Source organism: Pseudomonas sp. S07E 245, from assembly GCF_019599025.1.
Taxonomy (GTDB): Bacteria; Pseudomonadota; Gammaproteobacteria; order Pseudomonadales; family Pseudomonadaceae; genus Aquipseudomonas; species Aquipseudomonas shirazensis.
The window spans coordinates 1541607-1562049 of the sequence record NZ_CP080625.1; the positions used below are offsets into that span (position 1 = coordinate 1541607).

19 protein-coding genes are annotated in these 20443 nt (G+C 63.3%); 5 read left to right on the forward strand and 14 right to left on the reverse strand.

The window, feature by feature from the left end; all coding sequences use genetic code 11:
• Positions 1 to 72 precede the first annotated feature (72 nt).
• The 9 genes from catA to K3F44_RS06990 all read right to left on the reverse strand — a co-directional run bounded on the left by catA (position 73) and on the right by K3F44_RS06990 (position 8801).
• The gene (gene catA / locus K3F44_RS06950) at positions 73 to 999 is read right to left on the reverse strand and encodes a catechol 1,2-dioxygenase (RefSeq protein WP_101319525.1); all 927 of its coding nucleotides are present in this window, start codon (positions 997 to 999) and stop codon (positions 73 to 75) included.
• 44 nt (positions 1000 to 1043) lie between these two features.
• Positions 1044 to 1334: a muconolactone Delta-isomerase gene (gene catC, locus K3F44_RS06955; protein ID WP_101319527.1), complete on the reverse strand. Its 291-nt coding sequence runs from the start codon at positions 1332 to 1334 to the stop codon at positions 1044 to 1046.
• A gap of 26 nt (positions 1335 to 1360) precedes the next feature.
• Positions 1361 to 2482, reverse strand: a complete 1122-nt coding sequence (locus tag K3F44_RS06960) for a muconate cycloisomerase family protein (RefSeq protein ID WP_220633638.1) — start codon at positions 2480 to 2482, stop codon at positions 1361 to 1363.
• A 30-nt stretch (positions 2483 to 2512) separates the two neighbouring features.
• Positions 2513 to 3841 (reverse strand): aromatic acid/H+ symport family MFS transporter, encoded by a 1329-nt coding sequence (locus K3F44_RS06965; RefSeq protein ID WP_220633639.1) that lies wholly within the window; start codon positions 3839 to 3841, stop codon positions 2513 to 2515.
• A 54-nt stretch (positions 3842 to 3895) separates the two neighbouring features.
• The gene (locus K3F44_RS06970) at positions 3896 to 4657 is read right to left on the reverse strand and encodes a 1,6-dihydroxycyclohexa-2,4-diene-1-carboxylate dehydrogenase (protein ID WP_220633640.1); all 762 of its coding nucleotides are present in this window, start codon (positions 4655 to 4657) and stop codon (positions 3896 to 3898) included.
• A 109-nt stretch (positions 4658 to 4766) separates the two neighbouring features.
• Positions 4767 to 5777 carry a benzoate 1,2-dioxygenase electron transfer component BenC gene (gene benC / locus K3F44_RS06975; protein ID WP_220633641.1) on the reverse strand — a complete coding sequence of 337 codons (1011 nt, stop codon included), beginning with the start codon at positions 5775 to 5777 and terminating at the stop codon, positions 4767 to 4769.
• A gap of 73 nt (positions 5778 to 5850) precedes the next feature.
• Positions 5851 to 6339, reverse strand: a complete 489-nt coding sequence (gene benB / locus K3F44_RS06980; RefSeq protein WP_103437364.1) for a benzoate 1,2-dioxygenase small subunit — start codon at positions 6337 to 6339, stop codon at positions 5851 to 5853.
• Positions 6336 to 7694: a benzoate 1,2-dioxygenase large subunit gene (gene benA, locus K3F44_RS06985; protein ID WP_101323026.1), complete on the reverse strand. Its 1359-nt coding sequence runs from the start codon at positions 7692 to 7694 to the stop codon at positions 6336 to 6338. Before benA ends, benB begins: the two co-directional genes overlap by 4 nt.
• A 150-nt stretch (positions 7695 to 7844) precedes the next feature.
• Positions 7845 to 8801, reverse strand: a complete 957-nt coding sequence (locus K3F44_RS06990) for an AraC family transcriptional regulator (protein ID WP_220633642.1) — start codon at positions 8799 to 8801, stop codon at positions 7845 to 7847.
• A gap of 376 nt (positions 8802 to 9177) precedes the next feature.
• Between K3F44_RS06990 and K3F44_RS06995 the strand changes: the two genes are divergently transcribed.
• The gene (locus tag K3F44_RS06995; RefSeq protein ID WP_101319542.1) at positions 9178 to 10062 is read left to right on the forward strand and encodes an alpha/beta hydrolase; all 885 of its coding nucleotides are present in this window, start codon (positions 9178 to 9180) and stop codon (positions 10060 to 10062) included.
• Positions 10063 to 10068: 6 nt separating this feature from the next.
• Here K3F44_RS06995 and K3F44_RS07000 read toward each other — a convergent pair whose 3' ends face one another.
• Positions 10069 to 10800: a hypothetical protein gene (locus K3F44_RS07000; protein ID WP_101323027.1), complete on the reverse strand. Its 732-nt coding sequence runs from the start codon at positions 10798 to 10800 to the stop codon at positions 10069 to 10071.
• Positions 10801 to 10935: 135 nt separating this feature from the next.
• Positions 10936 to 11727 (reverse strand): histidinol-phosphatase, encoded by a 792-nt coding sequence (hisN, locus tag K3F44_RS07005; protein ID WP_101319544.1) that lies wholly within the window; start codon positions 11725 to 11727, stop codon positions 10936 to 10938.
• A 148-nt stretch (positions 11728 to 11875) separates the two neighbouring features.
• Between hisN and K3F44_RS07010 the strand changes: the two genes are divergently transcribed.
• Positions 11876 to 12460: an NTP transferase domain-containing protein gene (locus tag K3F44_RS07010; protein WP_220633643.1), complete on the forward strand. Its 585-nt coding sequence runs from the start codon at positions 11876 to 11878 to the stop codon at positions 12458 to 12460.
• On the opposite strand, the gene ptrR is transcribed toward K3F44_RS07010, so the two are convergent.
• The gene (gene ptrR, locus K3F44_RS07015; RefSeq protein ID WP_207074213.1) at positions 12457 to 13335 is read right to left on the reverse strand and encodes a putrescine utilization regulator PtrR; all 879 of its coding nucleotides are present in this window, start codon (positions 13333 to 13335) and stop codon (positions 12457 to 12459) included. The genes K3F44_RS07010 and ptrR overlap by 4 nt on opposite strands.
• 107 nt (positions 13336 to 13442) lie before the next feature.
• Here ptrR and K3F44_RS07020 point away from each other — a divergent pair, with 107 nt between their 5' ends.
• A complete protein-coding gene (locus K3F44_RS07020) occupies positions 13443 to 14828 on the forward strand; it encodes an aldehyde dehydrogenase family protein (RefSeq protein WP_220633644.1) in 1386 nt (461 codons plus the stop codon).
• Between the two features lie 57 nt (positions 14829 to 14885).
• Here the strand turns inward: K3F44_RS07020 and K3F44_RS07025 are convergent, their stop codons facing one another.
• Both K3F44_RS07025 and K3F44_RS07030 read right to left on the reverse strand, forming a co-directional pair.
• On the reverse strand, positions 14886 to 16799 hold the full coding sequence (locus tag K3F44_RS07025; protein WP_150569217.1) for an AAA family ATPase: 1914 nt from the start codon (positions 16797 to 16799) through the stop codon (positions 14886 to 14888).
• A gap of 68 nt (positions 16800 to 16867) precedes the next feature.
• On the reverse strand, positions 16868 to 17764 hold the full coding sequence (locus K3F44_RS07030; protein ID WP_220633645.1) for a helix-turn-helix domain-containing protein: 897 nt from the start codon (positions 17762 to 17764) through the stop codon (positions 16868 to 16870).
• A 149-nt stretch (positions 17765 to 17913) separates the two neighbouring features.
• Between K3F44_RS07030 and K3F44_RS07035 the strand changes: the two genes are divergently transcribed.
• The gene (locus K3F44_RS07035; RefSeq protein ID WP_101319556.1) at positions 17914 to 19272 is read left to right on the forward strand and encodes a glutamine synthetase family protein; all 1359 of its coding nucleotides are present in this window, start codon (positions 17914 to 17916) and stop codon (positions 19270 to 19272) included.
• Positions 19273 to 19344: 72 nt separating this feature from the next.
• A complete protein-coding gene (locus K3F44_RS07040; protein WP_150569215.1) occupies positions 19345 to 20433 on the forward strand; it encodes a polyamine ABC transporter substrate-binding protein in 1089 nt (362 codons plus the stop codon).
• The last annotated feature ends 10 nt before the right edge of the window (positions 20434 to 20443 follow it).

The following is a 20443-nucleotide window of genomic DNA, read 5'->3' on the forward strand; positions in this document are numbered from 1 at the left end:
GGACCTCTGGCCAGACCGGGGCCGGACGGGATGTCCGGCATGGGTTGTTCAAGCAACATCAAGTGAGGGCGATTACGCCTGCTGCAATGCCCGCGGCCGACCGCTGCGTTGCTCGGCCTCGCTGTCCGGCGCGCGCTGCAGCTGGAAGTCGAAGCGCAGCTCGGCATAGCGCCCGCTCACGCCCCGCGTGCCGTCTTCGCGCATCTGCACTTCGCCGACCAGGCCGTCACGGGTGGCGTAGGCGAAGTCGTCCCACAGGTACTTGTCGCCAGCCAGGTTGATCTGCGTGGTCAGGTGCCGATAGCCCGGCGCCGAGATGAAGAAGTGGATGTGCGCCGGGCGTTGGCCATGCCGGCCGAGCAGGTCCAGGCACTCCTGGGTTGGGCCTTGCGGGTCACAGCCGTAACCCGATGGCACGATCGAGCGCGCGCGGTAATAGCCCTCGGCATCGGTGACGATGCGCCGACGCAGGTTGTATTCGGACTGGCTTTGGTCGAAGAACGAGTAAGTGCCACGGGTGTTGGCATGCCACAGGTCAACCGTGGCGCCGGGCACAGGCTGGCCAGCCGGATCGAGGACCTGGCCTTCGAGGAACATCACCGTGGCTACGCCCTCCTCGCTGCCATCGTCCATGCGCACCTGGCCCGCGGCAATCGGCGCGCCGGCGACATACAACGGCCCTTCGATGGTGCGCGGAGTGCCACCGGCAAGGCCGACGGCGGTGTCCTTGGCGTCCTGCAACAGGTCGAGGAAGTGCTCGATACCCAGGCCCGCGACCAGCAACCCGGCCTCACCACGACCGCCCAGGCGATTGAGGTAGTCAACGGCGTGCCAGAACTCGTTCTCGCTGATCTCAAGGTCCTCGATCAGGCGCGCGCTGTCCTGCAGGACGCGCAGGATGATCTGCTTGAGCCGAGGGCTGCCTTCATCGTTACCAAACCCTGCGGCTTGTTCGAAGAACTTGGTCAGTTCGTCAGTGTGGGAAATTTTCACGGTCATGTTTGCTTACCTCTAATAATTGTTCTTGGGCGAGTCGGGCTCGATCAACGGTCGTCGCTGTGGACTGACGAGGGATGCCGGCACAGGCCGGTCACTTCGATGGCCATATACGGGAACAGCGGCAACTGCATCAGGGTGTCGTGCAGCGCCTCGACACTGGGCACGTCGAACACGCTGTAGTTGGCGTAGTGCCCGGCAATGCGCCACAGGTGACGCCAGGTGCCGTCGCGTTGCAGGCGTTGGGCCAGCTGCTTTTCGTCAGCCTTGAGCTGGGCGGCCCGGGCCGGGTCCATGTCAACGGGCAGGTTCACGGTCATCTTCACGTGGAACAGCATGGGTTTCTCCTTGGGTAAGGTCGCAATCAGCGCCGGGCGAAACGCGCCAGGCGGGTTTCATCCAGCTTCAGGCCCAATCCGGGCGTGCGTGGTACATGCAGTTGGAAGTCGCTGTAGCGCAGCGGCTGCTCGACGATGTCTTCGGTCAGTAGCAGCGGCCCGAACAACTCGGTGCCCCAGGTCAGCTGGCGCAGGGTCAAAAAGGCGTGGGCCGAGGCCAGGGTGCCGACCGCGCCTTCGAGCATGGTGCCGCCGTACAGGGCGATGCCGGCGGCTTCGGCGATCTGCGCGGTACGCAGCACGGCGCGGGGGCCGCCGTTTTTAGCGATCTTCAAAGCGAACACGCTGGCAGCGCCGTCGGCGGCGAGGCTGAAGGCGTCTTCCACGCTTTCGATCGACTCGTCGGCCATGATCGGCGCCGGGCTGCGCTGGTTAAGACGGACTTGCCCGCTGCGGTTGATCCGCGCTATTGGCTGCTCGATCAGGTCGATGCCGTTGTCGCCAAGCACCTGGCAGGCACGCAAGGCTTGCGACTCATCCCAGTACTGATTGACGTCGACGCGCACGCTGGCGCGCTCGCCCAGCTCACGCTTGATTGCCACCACATGGCGCAGGTCCTGCTCCAGCGGGTTGGCGCCGATCTTCAGCTTGAACAGCCGATGGCGGCGGATCTCCAGCATGTGCTCGGCTTCAGCGATGTCGCGGGCGGTGTCGCCACTGGCGAGGGTCCAGGCCACTTCGAGGCTGTCGCGCACCCGGCCACCGAGCAGCTCGCTGACCGCCCGGCCCAGGCGTTTGCCCTGCGCGTCGAGCAAGGCACTTTCGATGCCCGACTTGGCGAAGGTGTTGCCCTTGGCCAGCTTGTCCAGCTTGAGCATGGCGGCATTGATGTTGTCGGCTGGCAGGCCGACCAGCGCCGGGGCCAGGTGCGCGTCGATGTTGGCCTTGATCCCTTCCGGGCTCTCGTAGCCGTAGGCCAGGCCACCGATGGTGGTCGCTTCGCCAATGCCTTCGACGCCGTCGCTGCAGCGCAGGCGCAGCACCACCAAGGTCTGCTGCTGCATGGTGTGCATCGCCAGCTTGTGCGGGCGAATGGTCGGCAGGTCGACGATGATCGCCTCCAGCCGGTCGATAGTCGGGCTTGTCATGCAAGGCCTCCAGTTACGTCAGTCAAAGGGTTACGCCTGTGCCAGCGCGGCCAGGCCGTGGCGCCGGCTGCTGGCCAGGTGCACGGCCATGGCCAGCGCGGCAACCGCGCCGGGGATGGCAAAGGCGATGAAGTTGAGTTGCAGCGGCAGGTTGATGCCCATCAGCGCGCCGCCCAGCAGCGGGCCGACGATGGCGCCGTTGCGGCCGATACCGGACGCCCAACCGAGGCCGGTCGAGCGCATCGACAGGCCATAGAGCTGGGCCGCGCCGGCATACAGCAGGATTTGTGTGCCGATGGTGGTGGCGCCGGCAATGAAGATCAGCAAGTACAGCACGGGCATCGGGCTGTTCACCCCAAGCAGGCTGATCGACAGCGCCGCGGCGACGAAGAAAGCGATCTTGACCTTGACCAGGTTGTAGCGATCACCCAGCCAGCCGCCGAGAATTGCCCCGGCCATGCCGCCGAAGTTCAGTGCCAGCAGGAACGACAGGCTTGAACCCAGGCTATAGCCGGCGTTGGCCATCAGTTTCGGCAGCCACGAGCTGAGCGCGTAGACCATCAGCAGGCAGCAGAAAAACGCCAGCCACAGGGCCAGGGTGCGCACTGCCAGGCCGTCACGAAACAGCTCCAGCACCGAAGCGCCCTTGCCTTTGCGCTCGCTCGCCTGCAACACATCGTCAGCCTGCACGTCGCAGTCCGGATCAAGCCGTTTGAGCAGCGCACGAGCTTCGTCGCTACGGCCTTGGCGCACCAGAAAACCAATCGACTCGGGCAGGTAGTAGAGGATCACCGGCAACAGCAGCAACGGCAGCGCTGCGGCAAAGAACATCGACTCCCAACCAAAGCGCGGCAGCAAGAAGATGCCGACACCTGCCGAAAGCATGCCGCCCAGCGAGTAACCACTGAACATGATCGCCACCAGCGTGCTGCGCAGGCGTTTGGGTGCGTACTCGTTCATCAACGCCACGGCATTGGGCATCAAGCCGCCGCAGCCGAGCCCGGCGATGAAGCGGTAGATGCCGAACTCGCTGGGGCTGCTGGCAAAGCCATTGAGGATGGTCGCGCCGGAGAACAACGCGAAACAGATGGCGATGCCCTTCTTGCGCCCGATCCGGTCCGCCAGGCTACCGAACAGCAGCGCACCGAACATCATGCCGAACAGCGCGTAGCTGCCCAGCGCGCCGGCTTGCAGCGGGGTCAGCCCCAACTCCTTCATGATCACCGGCAGCACTACGCCATAGATGAACAGGTCGTAGCCGTCGAATACCAGCAGCAGGCCGCACCAGGCCATGACCATCCAGTGGAACGGTGAAAAGCGCGCGTTATCAATGATCGGGTGAACATCCAGGGTTCGCATGGCATCGGTCTCTGTTGTTTTTGTTGTGAGAGGTAAACGCAGGCTGGGCGACTGTCAGCCGAGGTCGCCGCCGCCGACCGGCAGGGTCACGCCGGTGATGTAAGAGGCCTCGTCGGAGGCGAGAAAGAGGATCGCGTTGACCTGTTCGTCAATGCTCGCGTAGCGCTTCATCAGGCTGCTGTCCAAGGTCTGGGCAACGATCTGCTGGTACCAGGCCTTGTCCTGCTCGCTCTGCGCATCGCTGTTGCGCGGCACCCGCCGGGGTGGCGCTTCGGTGCCGCCGGGCGCAGTGGCGTTGACCCGAATGCCGCGCTCGGCGGTCTCGAAGGCCAGGCAGGCGGTGAGTGCGTTGACGCCGCCCTTGGCTGCGCCATAGGGCACGCGGTTGATGCTGCGGGTGGCAATCGACGACACGTTGACGATGGCGCCGGCGCCACGCTCGAGCATGTACGGCAGCGCTGCATGGCAGCACCACAGGGTCGGGAACAGCGAACGGCGCACTTCGGCCTCGATCTGTTCCGGCTCATAGTGCTCGAACGGCTTGGCCCAGATGGTCCCGCCGACGTTGTTGACGAGGATGTCGATCCGGCCAAAGCGCTCGATCGCGCTGGCCATGACCCGGGCGCACTCGGCGTGCTGCTCGAGGTCGGCAATCAGCGTCAGCGTGCCCTCGCCGGCCAGTTCATGAACCAGCTCGGAACGGTCTACGGCTACCACTTGAGCGCCTTCGGCCTTGAGCCGCCAGCACACGCCGCGGCCAATGCCTTGGGCCGCGCCGGTGACCAGCGCGACCTTGCCTTGGAATCTGTTGCTCATCTCTGCTCTCCCCAGCGGCGCCTTCGTCTGCACGCGGCGACGCTGCTGCCATTGGCAATAAAAAAGAGGCCAGCCGCACCCGCACGATGCGGCCAGCCCCCAAGGAAACTCAGGCCGCGGCGGCGAACTTCTCGTAATAGAAGTTGGCCGGGGTGATGCCTTGTTCGCGGATGTACTGGCTGACCGCCTCGACCATCGGCGGCGGGCCGCACAGGTACACGTCGACATCGCCGTTGTTCAGGTGCGCCGGTTCGATGTGCTGGGTGACGTAGCCCTTTTGCGGGTACTCACTGTCAGGGTTGGCAACGCAGGCGCTGTAGGTGAAGTTGCTGATGCGCGCAGCCAGCGCCTGCAGGCGGTCGAGCTCGACCAGGTCGAAATCGTTGGTCACGCCGTAGATCAGGTGCAGCGGATGCGCGCTGCCGACTTCGGCGATCTTTTCCAGCATCGCCGTGAACGGTGCCAGGCCGGTGCCGCCGGCCAGCAGCAACAACGGCCGCTGGATCGGGCGCAGGTAGAAGCTACCCAGCGGGCCGGCCAGGCTCATGCTGTCGCCGGCCTTGGCCAGACTGGTAAGGAAGCTGCTCATCAGGCCGCCGGGAACGTTGCGGATGAGGAAGCTGACCTCGCCATCCTTGGGCAACGAACTGAACGAATACGCGCGGCTCTGACCGCTGCCCGGCACCTGCAGGTTGACGTACTGGCCTGGCAAGAAGGCCAGGCTGCTCAGCGCTTCGCCCTTGATCGACAGGGCAATGGTGCTGGCCGACAGCTGGCGCACATCGCTGATCTCGGCCTGGAAACTGCCCTGCTCGGCTTTGCACAGCTGCGACGATGCCGGGATGCGCAGCACGCAGTCGGATTCGGCGCGCATCTGGCAGGTCAGCACGTAACCCTGGCTGATTTCTTCTGCGCTGAGGGCGTCTTCGATGAAGTCCTCACCCAGCGCATAGCTGCCCGCCTCGGCCTTGCACTTGCAGGTGCCGCAGGCGCCGTCACGGCAGTCCAGGGGGATGTTGATGCCTTGCCGATAGGCCGCATCGGCAACGGTTTCGTGGCCTTCGGCATTGATGAAGCGGGTGATTCCGTCTTCGAAATTGAGTGCGATCTGGAAGCTCATGTTGCACCTCGCGGACGAGCCTGCCCGCAGCGCGCTCTGCGGCACGCTGGTCAGTACTCGTCTTGACCAGAAGTCAGATGTGGTAGATGTCGATGACCTGGCGAACGTAGTCGTTCTTCAGCACCACTTTCTTGGCCTTGATCAGCGGCTGCTCGCCGCGCAGATCCAGGGTGTAGAAGCTGCTGCCGAAGTAACTGTCGGTGGTCTTGTAGCGAAAGCTCAGGGTGTGCCAGTTGAAGCGCACCTGACACTGCTCGCCACTGTGCTCGACAATCTCGATATTGCTCAGGTTGTGCGAGGTGCGGGTATCCGGAACTGTGGCACTTGAGCGCTCGGTCTGGATGCGGAACACGCGGTCCTCCAGCCCTCCTCGGTTGCCGTACCAGATCAGGGAAATCTCGCTTTGCGGGTCTTCGGTGAGCTGGTCGTTGTCATCCCAGGATGGCATCCAGAAGGTCGCATCGCTGGCATACAGCTCCAGCCACTGCTCCCACTGGCCATCGTCGAGGTAGCGCGCTTCGCGGTAGAGAAAGTCGCGCACGGTGTCGTATAAAGCGCTCATCGCACGGCCTCCACTGGGATCAGCTGCGGCTCCTGCTCGAGTGCCTTGAGCATGGTTTCCTGCCAATACTTGTGCTGCAGCACGAACAGGCCTTCATCTTCGGTGCGCACGCCTGACAGCAATGGCTTGAGCTCGATCTCGCGGGCGGCCTCGTCGGCCCCTTCGACCCAATGCTCGGCGCCGCGCGACATATCGTTCCAGCCAGTGCCACCGCCGTAGCCGGTCTGGCACGAGCGGAACTCTTCGAGGTCATCCGGGGTGGCCATGCCACTGACGTTGAAGAAGTCTTCGTACTGGCGGATGCGCTTGGCGCGGGCCTCGCTGCTCTCGCCCTTGGGTGCGATGCAGTAGATGGTGATCTCGGTCTTATTCACCGAAATTGGCCGGGCGATGCGGATCTGCGAGCTGAACTGGTCCATCAGGTACACGTTCGGGTACAGGCACAGGTTGCGCGAGTTCTCGATCATCCAGTCGGCACGGGCCTGGCCGAAATCTGCCGCCAGTTGCTCGCGGCGCTCGTAGGCTGGGCGGTCTTCCGGGTTGGCCCAGCGCGTCCACAGCAGCAGGTGGCCATGGTCGAACGAGTAGAAGCCGCCGCCCTGTTTGGCCCAGGCACCGGCGCTCATGGTCTTGATCTCGGCAGCGCTTTCGCGTTGCTTGCGCTGGTTCTGGGTAGCGGCGTAGTTCCAGTGCACCGAGCTCACGTGGTAGCCGTCGGCGCCGTTTTCAGCGGTGAGCTTCCAGTTGCCTTCGTAGATGTAGGAGCTGGAGCCACGCAGCACTTCCAGGCCCTCGGGCGACTGGTCGACGATCATGTCGATGATCTTGGCCGATTCGCCCAAGTGCTCGAGCAGCGGTTTCACATCGGCATTGAGGCTGCCGAAGAGGAAGCCGCGGTACGACTCGAAGCGCGCCACCTTGGTCAGGTCGTGCGAGCCGTCGCAGTTGAAGCTGGCTGGGTAACCGGCATTGCTCGGGTCTTTGACTTTGAGCAGCTTGCCGCTGTTATTGAAGGTCCAGCCATGGAACGGGCAGGTGTAGCTGGCACGGTTACCGCGTTTGTGCCGGCAGAGCATCGCCCCGCGGTGGCTGCAGGCATTGAGGAAGGCGTTCAGCTGGCCGTCCTTGTTGCGCGCGATGAACACCGGCTGGCGGCCCATGGTCAGCGACAGGAAATCGTTCTTTTCAGGGATCTGGCTTTCGTGGGCCAGGTAGATCCAGTTACCTTCGAAGATGTGTTTCATCTCCAGGTCAAACAGGCGCGGGTCGGTGAACATCTCCCGCTTACAGCGGTAGACGCCCGATTCCCGGTCGTCCTCGAGCATGGCATTGAGGTAGTCGAATCCCAGGAACATGGCCAGGGTCTCCATTGTTATTGTTCAGGCCAGGTCAGGTTAGGACGAGCGCGGCGGGGGCAATATCCGGATTGTGCAGAGTGCTATCCGTTTTCTGCAGGCTTGCTGGAGGGGCTGAGGGTGCGGCGCCAGAACGGCGCCAGCGGGGGTTCAGGTGCGGCGTTTGAAGGTTTCCGAAGGCAATTCGGCGAATTGCTGGCGGTAGCTGTCGGCAAAGCGGCCCAGGTGCATGAAGCCGTAATCCATCGCCAGCTCGGTTACGCTGCGTACCGAGCAGCTCGGGTCAGCCAGACACTCGTGCAGGCGCTGCAGCTTGCGCTGGCGTACATACTGCTTGGGCGTGGTGCCCAGATGCCGATCGAACAGCGCATACAACGAGCGCAGGCTCATGCAGGCCTGCTCGGCCAACGCCTCCGCCGGCAGCTCAAGCTTGAGGTTGCGTTCGATGTAATCGAGGATGCGCTCCAGGCTGGCGCCCGGCGCGCCGAGGTTCTCCCGCTGGACATTGGTGCTCATCAAGGTCAGCAGCTTGCTGGCGACGATCTGGCTGTAGTGGCCCTGCACCCGCGGCAACGAGTCACTGACCTCCGCCTCATGGCAGACCATACCCAGCAGGTTGACAAAGCCGTCCAGCTCCTCCAGCCGGTAATGATTGCGCAAAAACCGCACGCCACCGCTGGGCCGCTGCCAACGCTGCTCATCGCAGATCGATTCGAGCAACCGGGTCGGCACCTTGAGGATGAATTTTTCGCAGTCTTCCGAGTAGGTCAGGTCGACCGGATCATCCGGGTTGATCAACAGCAATTCGCCCGGCACCAGGTGGTGCTCGCGCTGTGGCCCGCGCCACAGGCAATTGCCGTGCAGCAACACCTGCAGGTGGTAGATCGTTTCAAGCGCTGGCGAAGTAACCCGCACGCTGCCGCCATAACTGATGCGGCACAGGTCCAGCTCGGCCAGTTTGCGGTGGCTGAGGCTGGCTTGCGGATGGGTGGTGCGCGACAGGCCGATGCAGTGCTGGCCTACATGCCGGTTGACGTAATCGGAGACGGCATACGGATCAGCGTGGTGAAACACACTGCTACGCTCGCTCAACAGGCGGTTTTCCATAGGCAAGGCACTCGGCTCATTCTTGTTATCGTCGCCGCTTCCTACTGCCTCAACGGCGAGTGGTCGCGGTCGTACACGCTCAGTCTATCGGGCCGGTCGCCGGGTACAGCAGGCAAGTGACAACCGGTGGCTTGGCTACACACTACGCAATGCAAGGGCTGCCAGGCAATGCGACCTCAGTAACGGCCGGGCGAACAGCGCGCTCTTGCGGCCAGCATTTGTCCGATTATCGAACGCAGGGGATAGGCGCAGGCTCTAGATCAGTCTTCGCCTAGGGTTGATAGCCCTTTTTACTGACACAGCTTGCAATCATCCGACTACACCGCTCGGTTACTTTCCTTACACCGCAATCGGCGCTTCTGCTAAAAACGCCTGCATGCCCTCTTCTCTTTTGCTTCACCTCAAACGTCGCTGGCTCAGCTGGCTGTGCATGGCCGTGCTCCTGATCGGCCTGCCGGCCGGCTGCAGCGTACTGCAACACAAGGAGCGCGAGCTGGTGTTTCGCATCGAGCCCGGCCAGGCCAGCTGGTTCCGTGGCTTGCCCGCAGGTGTGCAGGAACTCGACCTGCGCCCGCGCAGCTTCACCGCCAACCAGAGCCTGCATGCCTGGTGGTGGCCAGCCCAGCGCGCCGATGCACCGGCCATCCTCTACCTGCACGGCGTGCGCTGGAACCTCACCGGCCAGCTGTTTCGCATCGAGCAACTGCATGCCATGGGTTACTCGGTGCTTGCCGTGGACTACCGCGGCTTCGGCCAGAGCCGCGGCGACCTGCCGTCCGAGGCGACCGTCTATGAAGATGCGCAGGTGGCCTGGGAGCGCTTTGCCCAGCTGCAACCGGACCGCAACAAGCGGCTGATCTTCGGTCACTCGCTCGGCGGCGCGGTGGCTGTGGAGCTTGCGGCCGAGCTGAGCCGCCAGGCGCAAAAAGACGGCAGCCCGAGCGCGGCGCGCGGCTTGATCCTGGAATCGACCTTCACTTCGCTCGGCGATGTTGCGGCAGTGGTAGCCGATACCGCCCTCCCAGTGCGCTGGCTGCTGTCGCAAAAATTCGATTCGATCGACAAGATCGACCAGGTCGGCATGCCAGTACTGCTGGTGCACGGCCAGAACGACCGCTACGTGCCGCCACGCTTCAGCCAGCAATTATACGAGGCCGCGCAGCAGCCCAAGACCCTGCTGCTGGTGCCTGGTGCCAGCCATAACAACAGCATGAGCCTGGCCGGCCCGCGCTATCGCCAGGCGATCAAGGCACTGCTCTAGCGCGGCCTATTGGACGGGCAGGAAGTTCATCAGCAACAAGCTCTGCGCGTAGTTCAAGCCAATCCGCCGGTAGCGTTCATCGAGCATCTGCGCCAACAGGTCGAGCCGGGCGACGATCTTGCCGAACTCGACCGCGAAGCTGAGGTTGCTGCCCTCTTCGGAAATCTCGTTGGAGAACAGCAACAGCACGCCATTGGCGTCCTGACGCTGGCTGAGCATCCAGGTGGCTTTTTCGATGTTGCGCGCGGCGTTGTTGACGAACAGCGGGTCGATCGCATCGGTCATGTAGAACTCGCTGCGTCCGCCGTGGGCGGTGATCAGCATACTGCCGATGGCATAGATGAAGGCGCCGACCCGATCGCCGCGGAATTCCGGGCTCAGGGCGTAGCTGAGGGCTGCCAGATCGCGCCGCTGACCGAGCTGCGGCAGCGGCTGGCGTTGCTCGATGGCCAGGCGGATCTGCCGCTCGGCGGTAGCGGCGTCAAGGTAGCCGGACTGCTTCCACTGGTTGGGATTGCGCGCGTACAGCTTGTTCATCAGCAGGTACAGGCTTTGCAGGTTGTCGCGCATCGCCAGGGTGGCCATGCGGTCGACGCTGGTCTGAAACAGCTCGCTGGGTTTGCCATCACTGAACTGGCTGACGATATCGCGGCCCTGTTGCTCGGTGCACGCGCACAGCAGGGTCAGGGCGCCGGCCAGCAGCAGGCGGGGGCAGGTTCGCAGTACGGGGACAAGCATCGGCACCGGGGTCTTGATCAACGACGGGGCCGGGGATCGGCTCTGCCTGACCAGACATAGAGCGCGAAATGGCGAAAAAGTGCAGTTGCGCAGGCCAGCCAGGCCTGCGCAACGGTATTGCAGGGGCTCAGCCGGTCACATGGCGTGACGCAGCAACTCGATCATTTGCGCATGCAACGCAGGGTCACCGCAGGCCACCACACAGCCGCCGTTCTGCGCCGAGCTGCCATCCCAGGCGGTGATCACCCCGCCCGCCCCTTCGATGATCGGCATCAACGCCTGCACGTCATACGGCTGCAGGCTGGCCTCGACGATCACATCGACAAAGCCACTGGCGAGCATGCAATAGGCGTAGCAGTCACCGCCGTAGCGCATCAGCCGCGCCTGGCCGGCAACGGCTTCAAAGGCGGCCTTGCGCGCCTCGCTATCGAACATGTCCGGCGTGGTGCACATCAGGGTGGCTGAGGCCAAATCGCTGCAGGCACGGGTCTTCAGCGGCGTGCTGCCGAGCCAGGCTCCCTCTGGGGTACCGATGAAGCGCTCGCCGGTAAACGGCTGGTTCATCACCCCGACCACCGGCTTGGTGCCGTCGTTGAGCGCGATCAACGTGCCCCACAGCGGCAGCCCGGTGATGAAGGCGCGGGTGCCATCGATCGGATCAAGCACCCAGGTCAGCGGGCTGCTGCCAACCGCCACGCCCTGCTCTTCACCAAGGATGCCGTGGCTTGGATAGCGTTCCTGAATCAGCGAGCGCATGGCGTCTTCGGCGGCCTTGTCGGCCACGGTCACCGGGTCGTACAGGCGCCCGCCCTTGTCCTCGACCGCCAGGTTGGCGCGAAAATACGGCTGGATCGCAGCCGCAGCGGCCTGCGCCAACTGCTCGGCAAATGCACGGTATTCGCCGATCTGTTCAGCGTTCAAGGTCATGGTGGCGGGCCTCTGGCAACGATAGGGGTTGGCATCATACCCGAGCCTGCCGGGTGATGGCGTACCGCCTTGCGTGCGCCAGTGATGCTGGGGTTAAGGTAGTCTAGCGGCCAGACCGATTCCTCATTTGCCACGGGACACCCTCAGGATGCCATGTACCGTAACCGCTCTGGTACTCGCCGCCGGCCATAGCCGCCGGTTTGGCAGTGACAAACGCCAGCACCTGCTGAGCAGCGGCCAGACCCTGCTGCAGGCCAGCCTGCAACTGCCGTGCGTGCAGTTGGGCGAAGTCTGGCTGGCGCTGCGTGACGACGACCCTGCCCCGGTCGGCCTTGCTGATAACGTGCGCATCCTGCAATCGAGCAGCAGCCGGCTTGGACTTGGCCACAGCATCGCTACCAGCGTCGCGCAGATCAGTACCGCGTCCAATGCTCAGGGCTTGCTGGTGATGCTGGGTGACATGCCGTTCATCCAGCCCGCCACCCTCGCCGCGCTGCTGGCCAAGGCGGACCGTCGCCTGATCATCCGCCCGACGTATCAAGGCAAGCCCGGCCACCCGGTGCTGTTCGGTCGTGAGTGGTGGCCGCAGTTGTGCACGCTGACCGGCGATGAAGGCGCCCGCAGCGTGCTGCTGGGCAATCCGCAGGCGGTGCGCAGTATTGAATTGGGTGATCCTGGGGTGTTGCTGGATATCGACCGGCCGGGTGATGTGCCCAGCCGGGATAAACACTAGGCAGCGCTTGCCAGCACCCGCCGCTCCTCCAGCAGCTTGATAAACATACTCAAGCTGCGCGACACAGTACCGCGCCGCCACACCAGCCAGGTCTGCAAGTACCGAAAGTCTTCCGACAACGGCCAAACGCTGACCGTGCTCAAGCCCGGCATGCTGTCGAGCATGCTGCGCGGCATCAACGCCAGGCCGGCACCAGCACTGACGCACGCAAGCATGCCGTGATAGGACTCCATCTCATGGATTTTGCCGGGCACGGCCTGATCCTGGACAAACCAGTTCTCGAAATGATGGCGGTACGAGCAGTTGGCGCGAAAGGCGTAGATGCTCTCGCCGTTGACGTCGCGGGCGCGGCTGATTGCGGCATGGTTGAGTGGCGCAATCACTACCATCTCTTCATCGAACACGGCCATGCCTTCCAGCGTTGGGTGCAGTACTGGGCCATCGACGAAGGCTGCGACCAGGCGCCCGGACAGCACACCTTCGAGCATGGTCCCCGAGGGCCCGGTCGACAGGTCCAGATCGACCTTGGGAAAGCGCTGGTTGTAACTGGCCAGCAAGGCCGGGATGCGCACGGCGGCGGTGCTTTCCAGCGAACCCAGGGCGAACGTGCCCTGCGGATCTTCGCCGGCCACGGTCAGCCGCGCTTCGTGGACCAGGTCGAGAATGCGCCGGGTGTACTCGAGAAAATTCCAGCCCGCCGGTGACAGGCGCAGGCGGCTTTTCTCGCGGATGAACAGCTCGACACCGAGGTCTTCCTCAAGCTGCTTGATCCGCGTGGTGAGGTTCGACGGCACGCGGTGAATCTGCTGGGCAGCGGCGCTGATGCTGCCGTGCTCTGCCACTGCCTTGAAAATTTCCAGTTGCACCAGATCCACAGTCATTCTCCAAACGTGAACGTTGCGCTCATTATTATTCAGTTTTCAATACGGTTGCACGCCACTAGTCTGAGCTTCGTCAACTTACAACAACGAGGACCTCCGCCATGAGCGAGATCAGCAGCCTGACCCACGCCATTTCTGTCGACCCGTTCAGCGGTGAGCAGATCGGCCACTATCCGTTCGACACCGACGCCGCACAGGAAGCGGCGCTGCAACGTGCCAAGGTTGGCTTCAACCAATGGCGCCAGGTGTCACTGGGGCAGCGCAGCGAGTATCTGAACGCCCTGGCCGATGCTCTGCAGGCCAATCACGAAGCATTGGCGGTGATGATCAGCCGCGAAATTGGCAAGCCGATCAGCCAGGCACGTGGCGAAGTGACCAAGTGCGTTGGCCTGTGCCAATGGTACGCCGAGCACGGCCCGGCGATGCTGGCTGCCGAGCCTACGCAAATTGCGACGGCACGTATCGAATACCGCCCACTGGGGCCGATTCTAGCCGTGATGCCGTGGAACTTCCCGCTCTGGCAAGTGCTGCGCGGCGCGGTCCCGGCACTGCTGGCGGGCAATACCTATGTGCTCAAGCATGCCCCGAACGTCATGGGCAGCGCCTATCTGCTGCTCAACGTGATCAACCAGGCTGGCCTGCCAGCAGGCATCTTCGAAGTGCTCAACGTCACCCCGGACGGCGTGACCCGGGCGATCAATGACCCGCGTATTGCCGCCGTGACCCTGACCGGCAGCGTCCGCGCCGGCATGGCGATTGGTGCCCAAGCCGGTGCTGCGTTGAAGAAATGCGTACTGGAACTGGGCGGTTCCGATCCGTTCATCGTACTGGCGGACGCCGACCTCGATGCAGCGGTCAAGGCAGCGGTGATCGGCCGCTATCAGAACACAGGCCAGGTCTGTGCAGCAGCCAAGCGCCTGATCGTCGAAGAAAGCATCGCCGAGGCGTTTACCGCGAAGTTCGTCGAAGCCACGCGTCAGCTCAAGGTCGGCAACCCGCTTGAGGCTGACACCTACATCGGCCCGATGGCCCGCTATGACCTGCGCGACGAGCTTGACGGCCAGGTGCAGGCAACCTTGGCTGAAGGCGCGGTGCTGCTGCTGGGTGGCAAGAAGGCTGAGGGCGTCGGCAACTTCTACGAGCCGACCGTATTTGCCGGCGTTACGCCGCAAATGACCGCGTTCAAGCAGGAGTTGTTTGGCCCGGTGGCAGCGATCATCAGCGCCCGTGACGCCGACCACGCCGTGGAACTGGCCAACGACAGCGAGTTTGGGCTGGCCTCGACCATCTACACCGCCAACCTCGAGCTGGCTGAGCGGATGACCTCGGCGTTGGATACCGGTGCGGTGTTCATCAACGGCTACTGCGCTTCTGACCCGCGGGTAGCGTTCGGCGGCGTGAAGAAGAGCGGCTTTGGCCGTGAGCTGTCGCACTTCGGTGTGCGCGAGTTCTGCAACGTGCAGACGGTGTGGCTGGATCGCAATTGACAGCAGCGTGAGTAAAAGGGGCAAGTCGCTTGTGCGGCTTGCCCCTTTTTTTGCCAGCTAGTTGTCGCGCACCTGGTCCTGCACCCAGTCGAGCATGCCACCCGGCACAATCAGCTCATGCCTGGCGCGCGAACAGGCGGTGTACAGCCCCGCGAGCATGCGCGCTCGCTCATTGCGGTTACCGGCGGCGGCAGGCGCAACCATCAGCTCTGGCGAGACCATGACCCGGGCGAACTCCATGTTCTTCACGTCGCGCACCCTGGCCAGGAACAACTTGGGCGCCTTGTCCCAGCGATAACGGCTCTTGGCCTTGGCGAAATCTTCCGGCGTGTAGCCCCTGCGCAGCAGGTTGGCCACAGCAGCAAAGGCCTTGTCGTCGCCCTTGTCCTGTTCCAGCGCCTGCCAGCTGGCATAGCGGAACAGCATGTTGTGCCGCGGGCGCGTGCCGTAGCGGTACAACTCGATGCAGTCTTCGACAAACAGCTCGAACTCCTTGCGCGCACCTTTGAGCAAAACAAACGGTACGCCCTGATGGGTTAGGCGCTGGAACCAGCCGAACAGACCCCATTCGTCATCCACCAGCAGCGCCGTAGGTTGCTCGGGCACCGTCACCGTGTCGAAGAAACTGACCCGGGTGTAGTGCTCGGCGCTGCCGGTAAAGGCCGCCTGCACTGCGGCCGGGTGGGCCAGGATCAGCGGGTTCAGCACGCCCTCCATGGCCGGCCCGGCACGCAGCGAGTGATCGATGCAGCGCTGGCGGATGAACTTGCCGTGGTGCGGGCTGAGGCCGTTGAGGTTCTGCAGGTCGTCGCCCAGGGTAATGATTGCCTGCGGGCTGCGGTCGAGCACGGCGAGCATGGGCGCCGACAGCTCGTGGGCTTCATCTACGATGACATGGCTGAACTGGCTGTCGATCACTTCCAGCGTCAGCGACAGCAGCTTGACCCGGTGATAATCGCGCACCGGCAGCTGAATCTCGCGCGCCGAGGGGCGGATCAGCTGTTGCCAGTACAGGCGCGCCTTTTCCAGCAGCACCTCCTGATCCAACGGCGAAAAGCCGTGGCCCATCCACGGCAAATGATGCAGTTCGATGGCGGTGTCTGCGCTGCGGCAGAAGCTGCGTACCGCCTTGATGCACAGGGCGACCACTTCACGCGCCGCCAACGGGCCGATGTCCGGTACTGCCAGCCACTGTACGACTTGCGCCTCCTGCGGGCGCCACGACAGTTTGCTGCGGTAGACGTCGCGCAGGCGCCAGCCGTTGCTGGTCAGGTCGCGGTCAAGAATCTCGTCGGCCAACTGGCCAAAAGTGCGCGCGGTAAACGCCGAGGCGTCCTTGATCCGCGCCTGCAGGGCGCGTAGCTGGCCTTCGGTCATGGCCAGCAGCAAGGTCCGCTGCGGGTCGAGCAAACGGGCGAACTGGTTGATCAGGAAGGTCTTGCCGGTGCCGGCAAACCCCTGCACCGCCACCGACTCGTCAACCCCCGAGAGAAACTCGCGCAGCAAGCGGTTCTGCTGGTCACTCAGGCGCAGATTGCTCGGCAACGACGGCAAGCTGACCGGTCGCAACGGCGTTACCTGCTCGCGATAGGCATCGGCAAAGGTAAAGCTCCAGCCACCTTCGCTGTCGCGCAGGTCGGCAACATCGACAGGCTGCTCGGCCGCCAGCAGGCCGATGCCGTTCTCGCCGAGCATGCCCAGGCCCATGGCGAACACTTCTGGGTCAAAACGGCTGGCGACCTGCTGCTGGAAGCGCGACGGCGCCGCCGCTTCAACCTCATCGGCAATCCGCACGATCTCGGCAAAGCGCCGCTGCTGCGCTTCGACCGAAGGCGCACCCTGCTGGCGCGGCACATTCTGGATAAACAGCACCGCAGCGCTTTCCAGCAGGCTGGCCTGCACAAAGAACTCGCTGGCGTGTTGACTGGCCAGGCCGTCGGCCTGTTCGCTGGTCAGGGGCAGATAAAACATCAGGACCTCGGTACATTACTGCCGCGCACGATACCAGCAATGGCTCTGATCTGCAGAACTGTACCGGGCTACCTGGCCCGCTTCAGCGTCTCGCTGGGCAGCTCGGCAAACAGTTGCCGGTAACTTTCCGAGAAGCGCCCCAGGTGCCAGAACGACCACTGCATGGCCACCTCGGCCACGGTCGCCCCAGCGCCACGCAACAAGTCACGGCGGGCGCCGTTCAAGCGGCGCAGGCGCAGCCAGTGCGCCGGCGGCATGGCGGTGAAGGCCTTGAAGATCTGCTGCAACTGGCGCACGGACACCCCGGCAACTTCGGCCAGCTCGACGAGGTTGAGCGTTTCGTCGGGGCAATCGGCGGCCCAGTCGCTGACCCGGCGCATGACCGCGCGCGCCTCGCTACGCCGGCCATGGGCATCGCCCTGCAGGCGTTGGCTGGCATTGTCGAGAATGAACAGGCAATCCTCGAGCAGCTGTTCGCCCAACGCCCTGCCCTGCAATGGGCTGTCAGCCTCGCCCAGCCGGGTCAGGATCGCGCTCAGCCAGCTGCCGAACAGGTTGTTCTGCACCGAGTCCAGCGGGGTCATGAACAAGCCTTCCAGGCGGGCGACATCCAGCCCATGGCGCTGGAGAAAGTCGCGGCTGAACACCACCGCCACTTCCTGATAGTTCTCGGGCGTGATCCAGATATTGCGGCTGTCTTCATTGAGCAGGTACAGGCTGTTCTCGCTGCGATCAAAGCAGAACGTCAACGAGCCACTGGGCGCGCTGAAAAACTGCTCAACGCGGGTGTTCAGGCGTTCTTCGTAGACTTCGACGCCCTCAAGCTCCAGGCTGCGCAGTTGGCCATTGAACAACCCCGGCGACATTTGCCGGTATTGCTGCTGCCAGCCGGGCGTTGTGCGCACCTGTTCACTGACATCACTGGTCTGGAAAGCCTGAACTTGCAAGCCGTTGGCGCTGGTCACGCGGCATCCTATATGCACTCTTTTGGTGCATTTGCTGGCGAAAGAAGTGGATAGATCAACCCTGCGGGCTGCGCCCAAGATAGCCTCCAGCGCAGCGACTGGGAAGATCCCTTCGCGTGGCGCGATCAAAACCCAACCAAGAGGTCTGTATGAACGCCCCCTTCGATCAGCTTTCCACCTGGCTGAAAGAACACCGCATCACCGAAGTCGAATGCGTGATCAGTGACCTGACCGGGATCGCCCGCGGCAAGATTGCACCCACGGCCAAGTTCCTCCATGAGCGCGGCATGCGCCTGCCTGAAAGCGTGCTGCTACAGACCGTCACCGGCGACTATGTCGACGACGATATCTACTACGACCTGCTCGACCCGGCCGACATCGACATGATCTGCCGCCCCGACCCGTCGGCGGTGTACCAGATCCCGTGGGCCATCGAACCCACCGCCATCGTCATCCACGACACCTTCGACAAACAAGGCAACCCGATCGAGCTGTCGCCGCGCAACGTTCTCAAGAAAGTCCTCAAGCTCTACGCCGACAAGGGCTGGCAGCCAATCGTCGCGCCGGAGATGGAGTTCTACCTGACCAAGCGCTGCGAAGACCCGGACTTGCCCCTGCAAGTGCCGATGGGCCGCTCCGGGCGCGCTGAAAGTGGCCGTCAGTCGTTCTCGATCGATGCCGCCAACGAATTCGACCCGCTGTTCGAGGACGTCTACGACTGGTGCGAGATCCAGTGCCTGGACCTCGACACGCTGATCCACGAAGACGGCCCGGCGCAGATGGAGATCAACTTCCGCCACGGCGACGCGCTGGACCTGGCCGACCAGATCACCGTGTTCAAACGGACCATGCGCGAGGCCGCGCTCAAGCACAACGTCGCCGCAACGTTCATGGCCAAGCCGATCACCGATGAGCCCGGCAGCGCCATGCACCTGCACCAGAGCGTGGTCGATATCGCCACCGGCAAGCCGATCTTCGCCAATGACGACGGCAGCATGAGCGAGCTGTTCCTGCACCACATCGGTGGCCTGCAGAAGTACATCCCCAAGGTGTTGCCGATGTTCGCGCCGAACGTCAACTCGTTCCGCCGCTTCCTGCCGGACACCTCGGCCCCGGTCAACGTCGAGTGGGGTGAAGAAAACCGCACCGCCGGACTGCGCGTACCGACCTCAAGCCCCGAGGCCATGCGCGTCGAGAACCGCCTGCCGGGCGCCGATGCCAACCCTTACCTGGCCATTGCTGCGAGTTTGCTCTGCGGCTACCTGGGCATGGTCGGCAAGATCGAGCCGAGCGCTGCAGTGCAGGGCCGCGCCTATGAGCGACGCAGCCTGCGCCTGCCGATTACCATCGAAGACGCGCTGCAGCACATGGAGGAATGCGAAATCATCCAGGACTACCTGGGCAAGCAGTTCGTCCAGGGTTATGTCGCGGTGAAGCGCGCCGAGCACGAGAACTTCAAACGGGTGATCAGTTCGTGGGAGCGCGAGTTCCTGATGATGAGTGTCTGATCATCTGCGGGGCGCCGAGCGCCCCGCCTTACGCAACATCACGACCCAGAATAAAACCAGAGAGGTGTCGACATGCGTCATTTGCAGTCCGTGATCCCCGCAGCATTCGCCCTGATGTTCGGCGCCGCCGCTCAGGCCCAGCCGAGCGTCAGCGTGTACAACTGGACCGACTATATAGGTGAAACCACCCTGGCCGACTTCCAGGCCAGCAGCGGCATCAAAGTGATCTATGACGTGTTCGACTCCAACGAAACCCTGGAGGGCAAGTTGCTCGCCGGGCGCACTGGCTACGACGTGGTGGTGCCGTCCAACCACTTCCTGGCCCGCCAGGCCAAGGCCGGCGCCTTCCTGCCGCTGGACCGCAGCAAGCTGCCGAACTTCAGCAACCTCGACCCCAAGCTGCTCAAGCAGCTGGAGCAGAACGACCCCGGCAATAAATACGCAGTGCCGTACCTGTGGGGCACCAACGGCATCGGCTACAACGTCGACAAGGTCAAGGCGGCGCTGGGCATCGACAAGATCGATTCGTGGGCAGTGCTGTTCGAGCCAGAAAACCTGAAGAAACTGCAAAAATGCGGCGTAGCCTTCATGGACTCGCCGGATGAACTGTTCCCGGCCATGCTCAACTACCTGGGCATGAACCCGCGCAGCGAAAACGAAGCCGATTACAAGAAGGCCGAAGCCAAGCTGGTGGAAATACGGCCGTACATTACCTACTTCCACTCCTCCAAGTACGTTTCCGACCTGGCCAATGGCGATGTCTGCATCGCTTTCGGTTACTCGGGCGACGTATTCCAGGCGGCCAATCGCGCGGTTGAGGCGAAAAACGACGTAAAAATCGCCTACAGCATTCCCAAGGAAGGCAGCAATCTGTGGTTCGACCTGCTGGCCATTCCCAAGGACGCCAGCAACCCTGAACAGGCCCTGGCCTTCATCAATTACCTGCTCGACCCTGAGGTAATCGCCAAAGTCAGCACCACCGTCGGTTATGCCAACGCCAACCTCGCGGCCAAGGCGCACATGGATCCGGCGCTGGTCAACAATCCCGAGATCTACCCGCCGCAAGAGGTGCTCGACAAGCTCTATGTATCGAGCACACCGAGCCCGAAAATCATGCGGGTCATGACCCGTTCCTGGAGCAAGATCAAATCCAACCGCTGAGCCGAGCCTG

Excerpts from the sequence above, each read along its gene's own strand:
- K3F44_RS06995 (WP_101319542.1), top strand. The coding sequence starts at position 9,178 with ATGCCCTCTTCTCTTTTGCTTCACCTCAAACGTCGCTGGCTCAGCTGG.
- K3F44_RS06990 (WP_220633642.1), bottom strand. The coding sequence starts at position 8,801 with ATGGAAAACCGCCTGTTGAGCGAGCGTAGCAGTGTGTTTCACCACGCT.
- benB (WP_103437364.1), bottom strand. The coding sequence starts at position 6,339 with ATGAGCGCTTTATACGACACCGTGCGCGACTTTCTCTACCGCGAAGCG.
- hisN (WP_101319544.1), bottom strand. The coding sequence starts at position 11,727 with ATGACCTTGAACGCTGAACAGATCGGCGAATACCGTGCATTTGCCGAG.
- K3F44_RS07035 (WP_101319556.1), top strand. The coding sequence starts at position 17,914 with ATGAACGCCCCCTTCGATCAGCTTTCCACCTGGCTGAAAGAACACCGC.
- catA (WP_101319525.1), bottom strand. The coding sequence starts at position 999 with ATGACCGTGAAAATTTCCCACACTGACGAACTGACCAAGTTCTTCGAA.
- benC (WP_220633641.1), bottom strand. The coding sequence starts at position 5,777 with ATGAGCTTCCAGATCGCACTCAATTTCGAAGACGGAATCACCCGCTTC.
- benA (WP_101323026.1), bottom strand. The coding sequence starts at position 7,694 with ATGTTCCTGGGATTCGACTACCTCAATGCCATGCTCGAGGACGACCGG.
- K3F44_RS07020 (WP_220633644.1), top strand. The coding sequence starts at position 13,443 with ATGAGCGAGATCAGCAGCCTGACCCACGCCATTTCTGTCGACCCGTTC.
- K3F44_RS07000 (WP_101323027.1), bottom strand. The coding sequence starts at position 10,800 with ATGCTTGTCCCCGTACTGCGAACCTGCCCCCGCCTGCTGCTGGCCGGC.
- K3F44_RS07040 (WP_150569215.1), top strand. The coding sequence starts at position 19,345 with ATGCGTCATTTGCAGTCCGTGATCCCCGCAGCATTCGCCCTGATGTTC.
- K3F44_RS06960 (WP_220633638.1), bottom strand. The coding sequence starts at position 2,482 with ATGACAAGCCCGACTATCGACCGGCTGGAGGCGATCATCGTCGACCTG.
- catC (WP_101319527.1), bottom strand. The coding sequence starts at position 1,334 with ATGCTGTTCCACGTGAAGATGACCGTGAACCTGCCCGTTGACATGGAC.
- K3F44_RS07025 (WP_150569217.1), bottom strand. The coding sequence starts at position 16,799 with ATGTTTTATCTGCCCCTGACCAGCGAACAGGCCGACGGCCTGGCCAGT.
- K3F44_RS06965 (WP_220633639.1), bottom strand. The coding sequence starts at position 3,841 with ATGCGAACCCTGGATGTTCACCCGATCATTGATAACGCGCGCTTTTCA.
- K3F44_RS06970 (WP_220633640.1), bottom strand. The coding sequence starts at position 4,657 with ATGAGCAACAGATTCCAAGGCAAGGTCGCGCTGGTCACCGGCGCGGCC.
- K3F44_RS07010 (WP_220633643.1), top strand. The coding sequence starts at position 11,876 with ATGCCATGTACCGTAACCGCTCTGGTACTCGCCGCCGGCCATAGCCGC.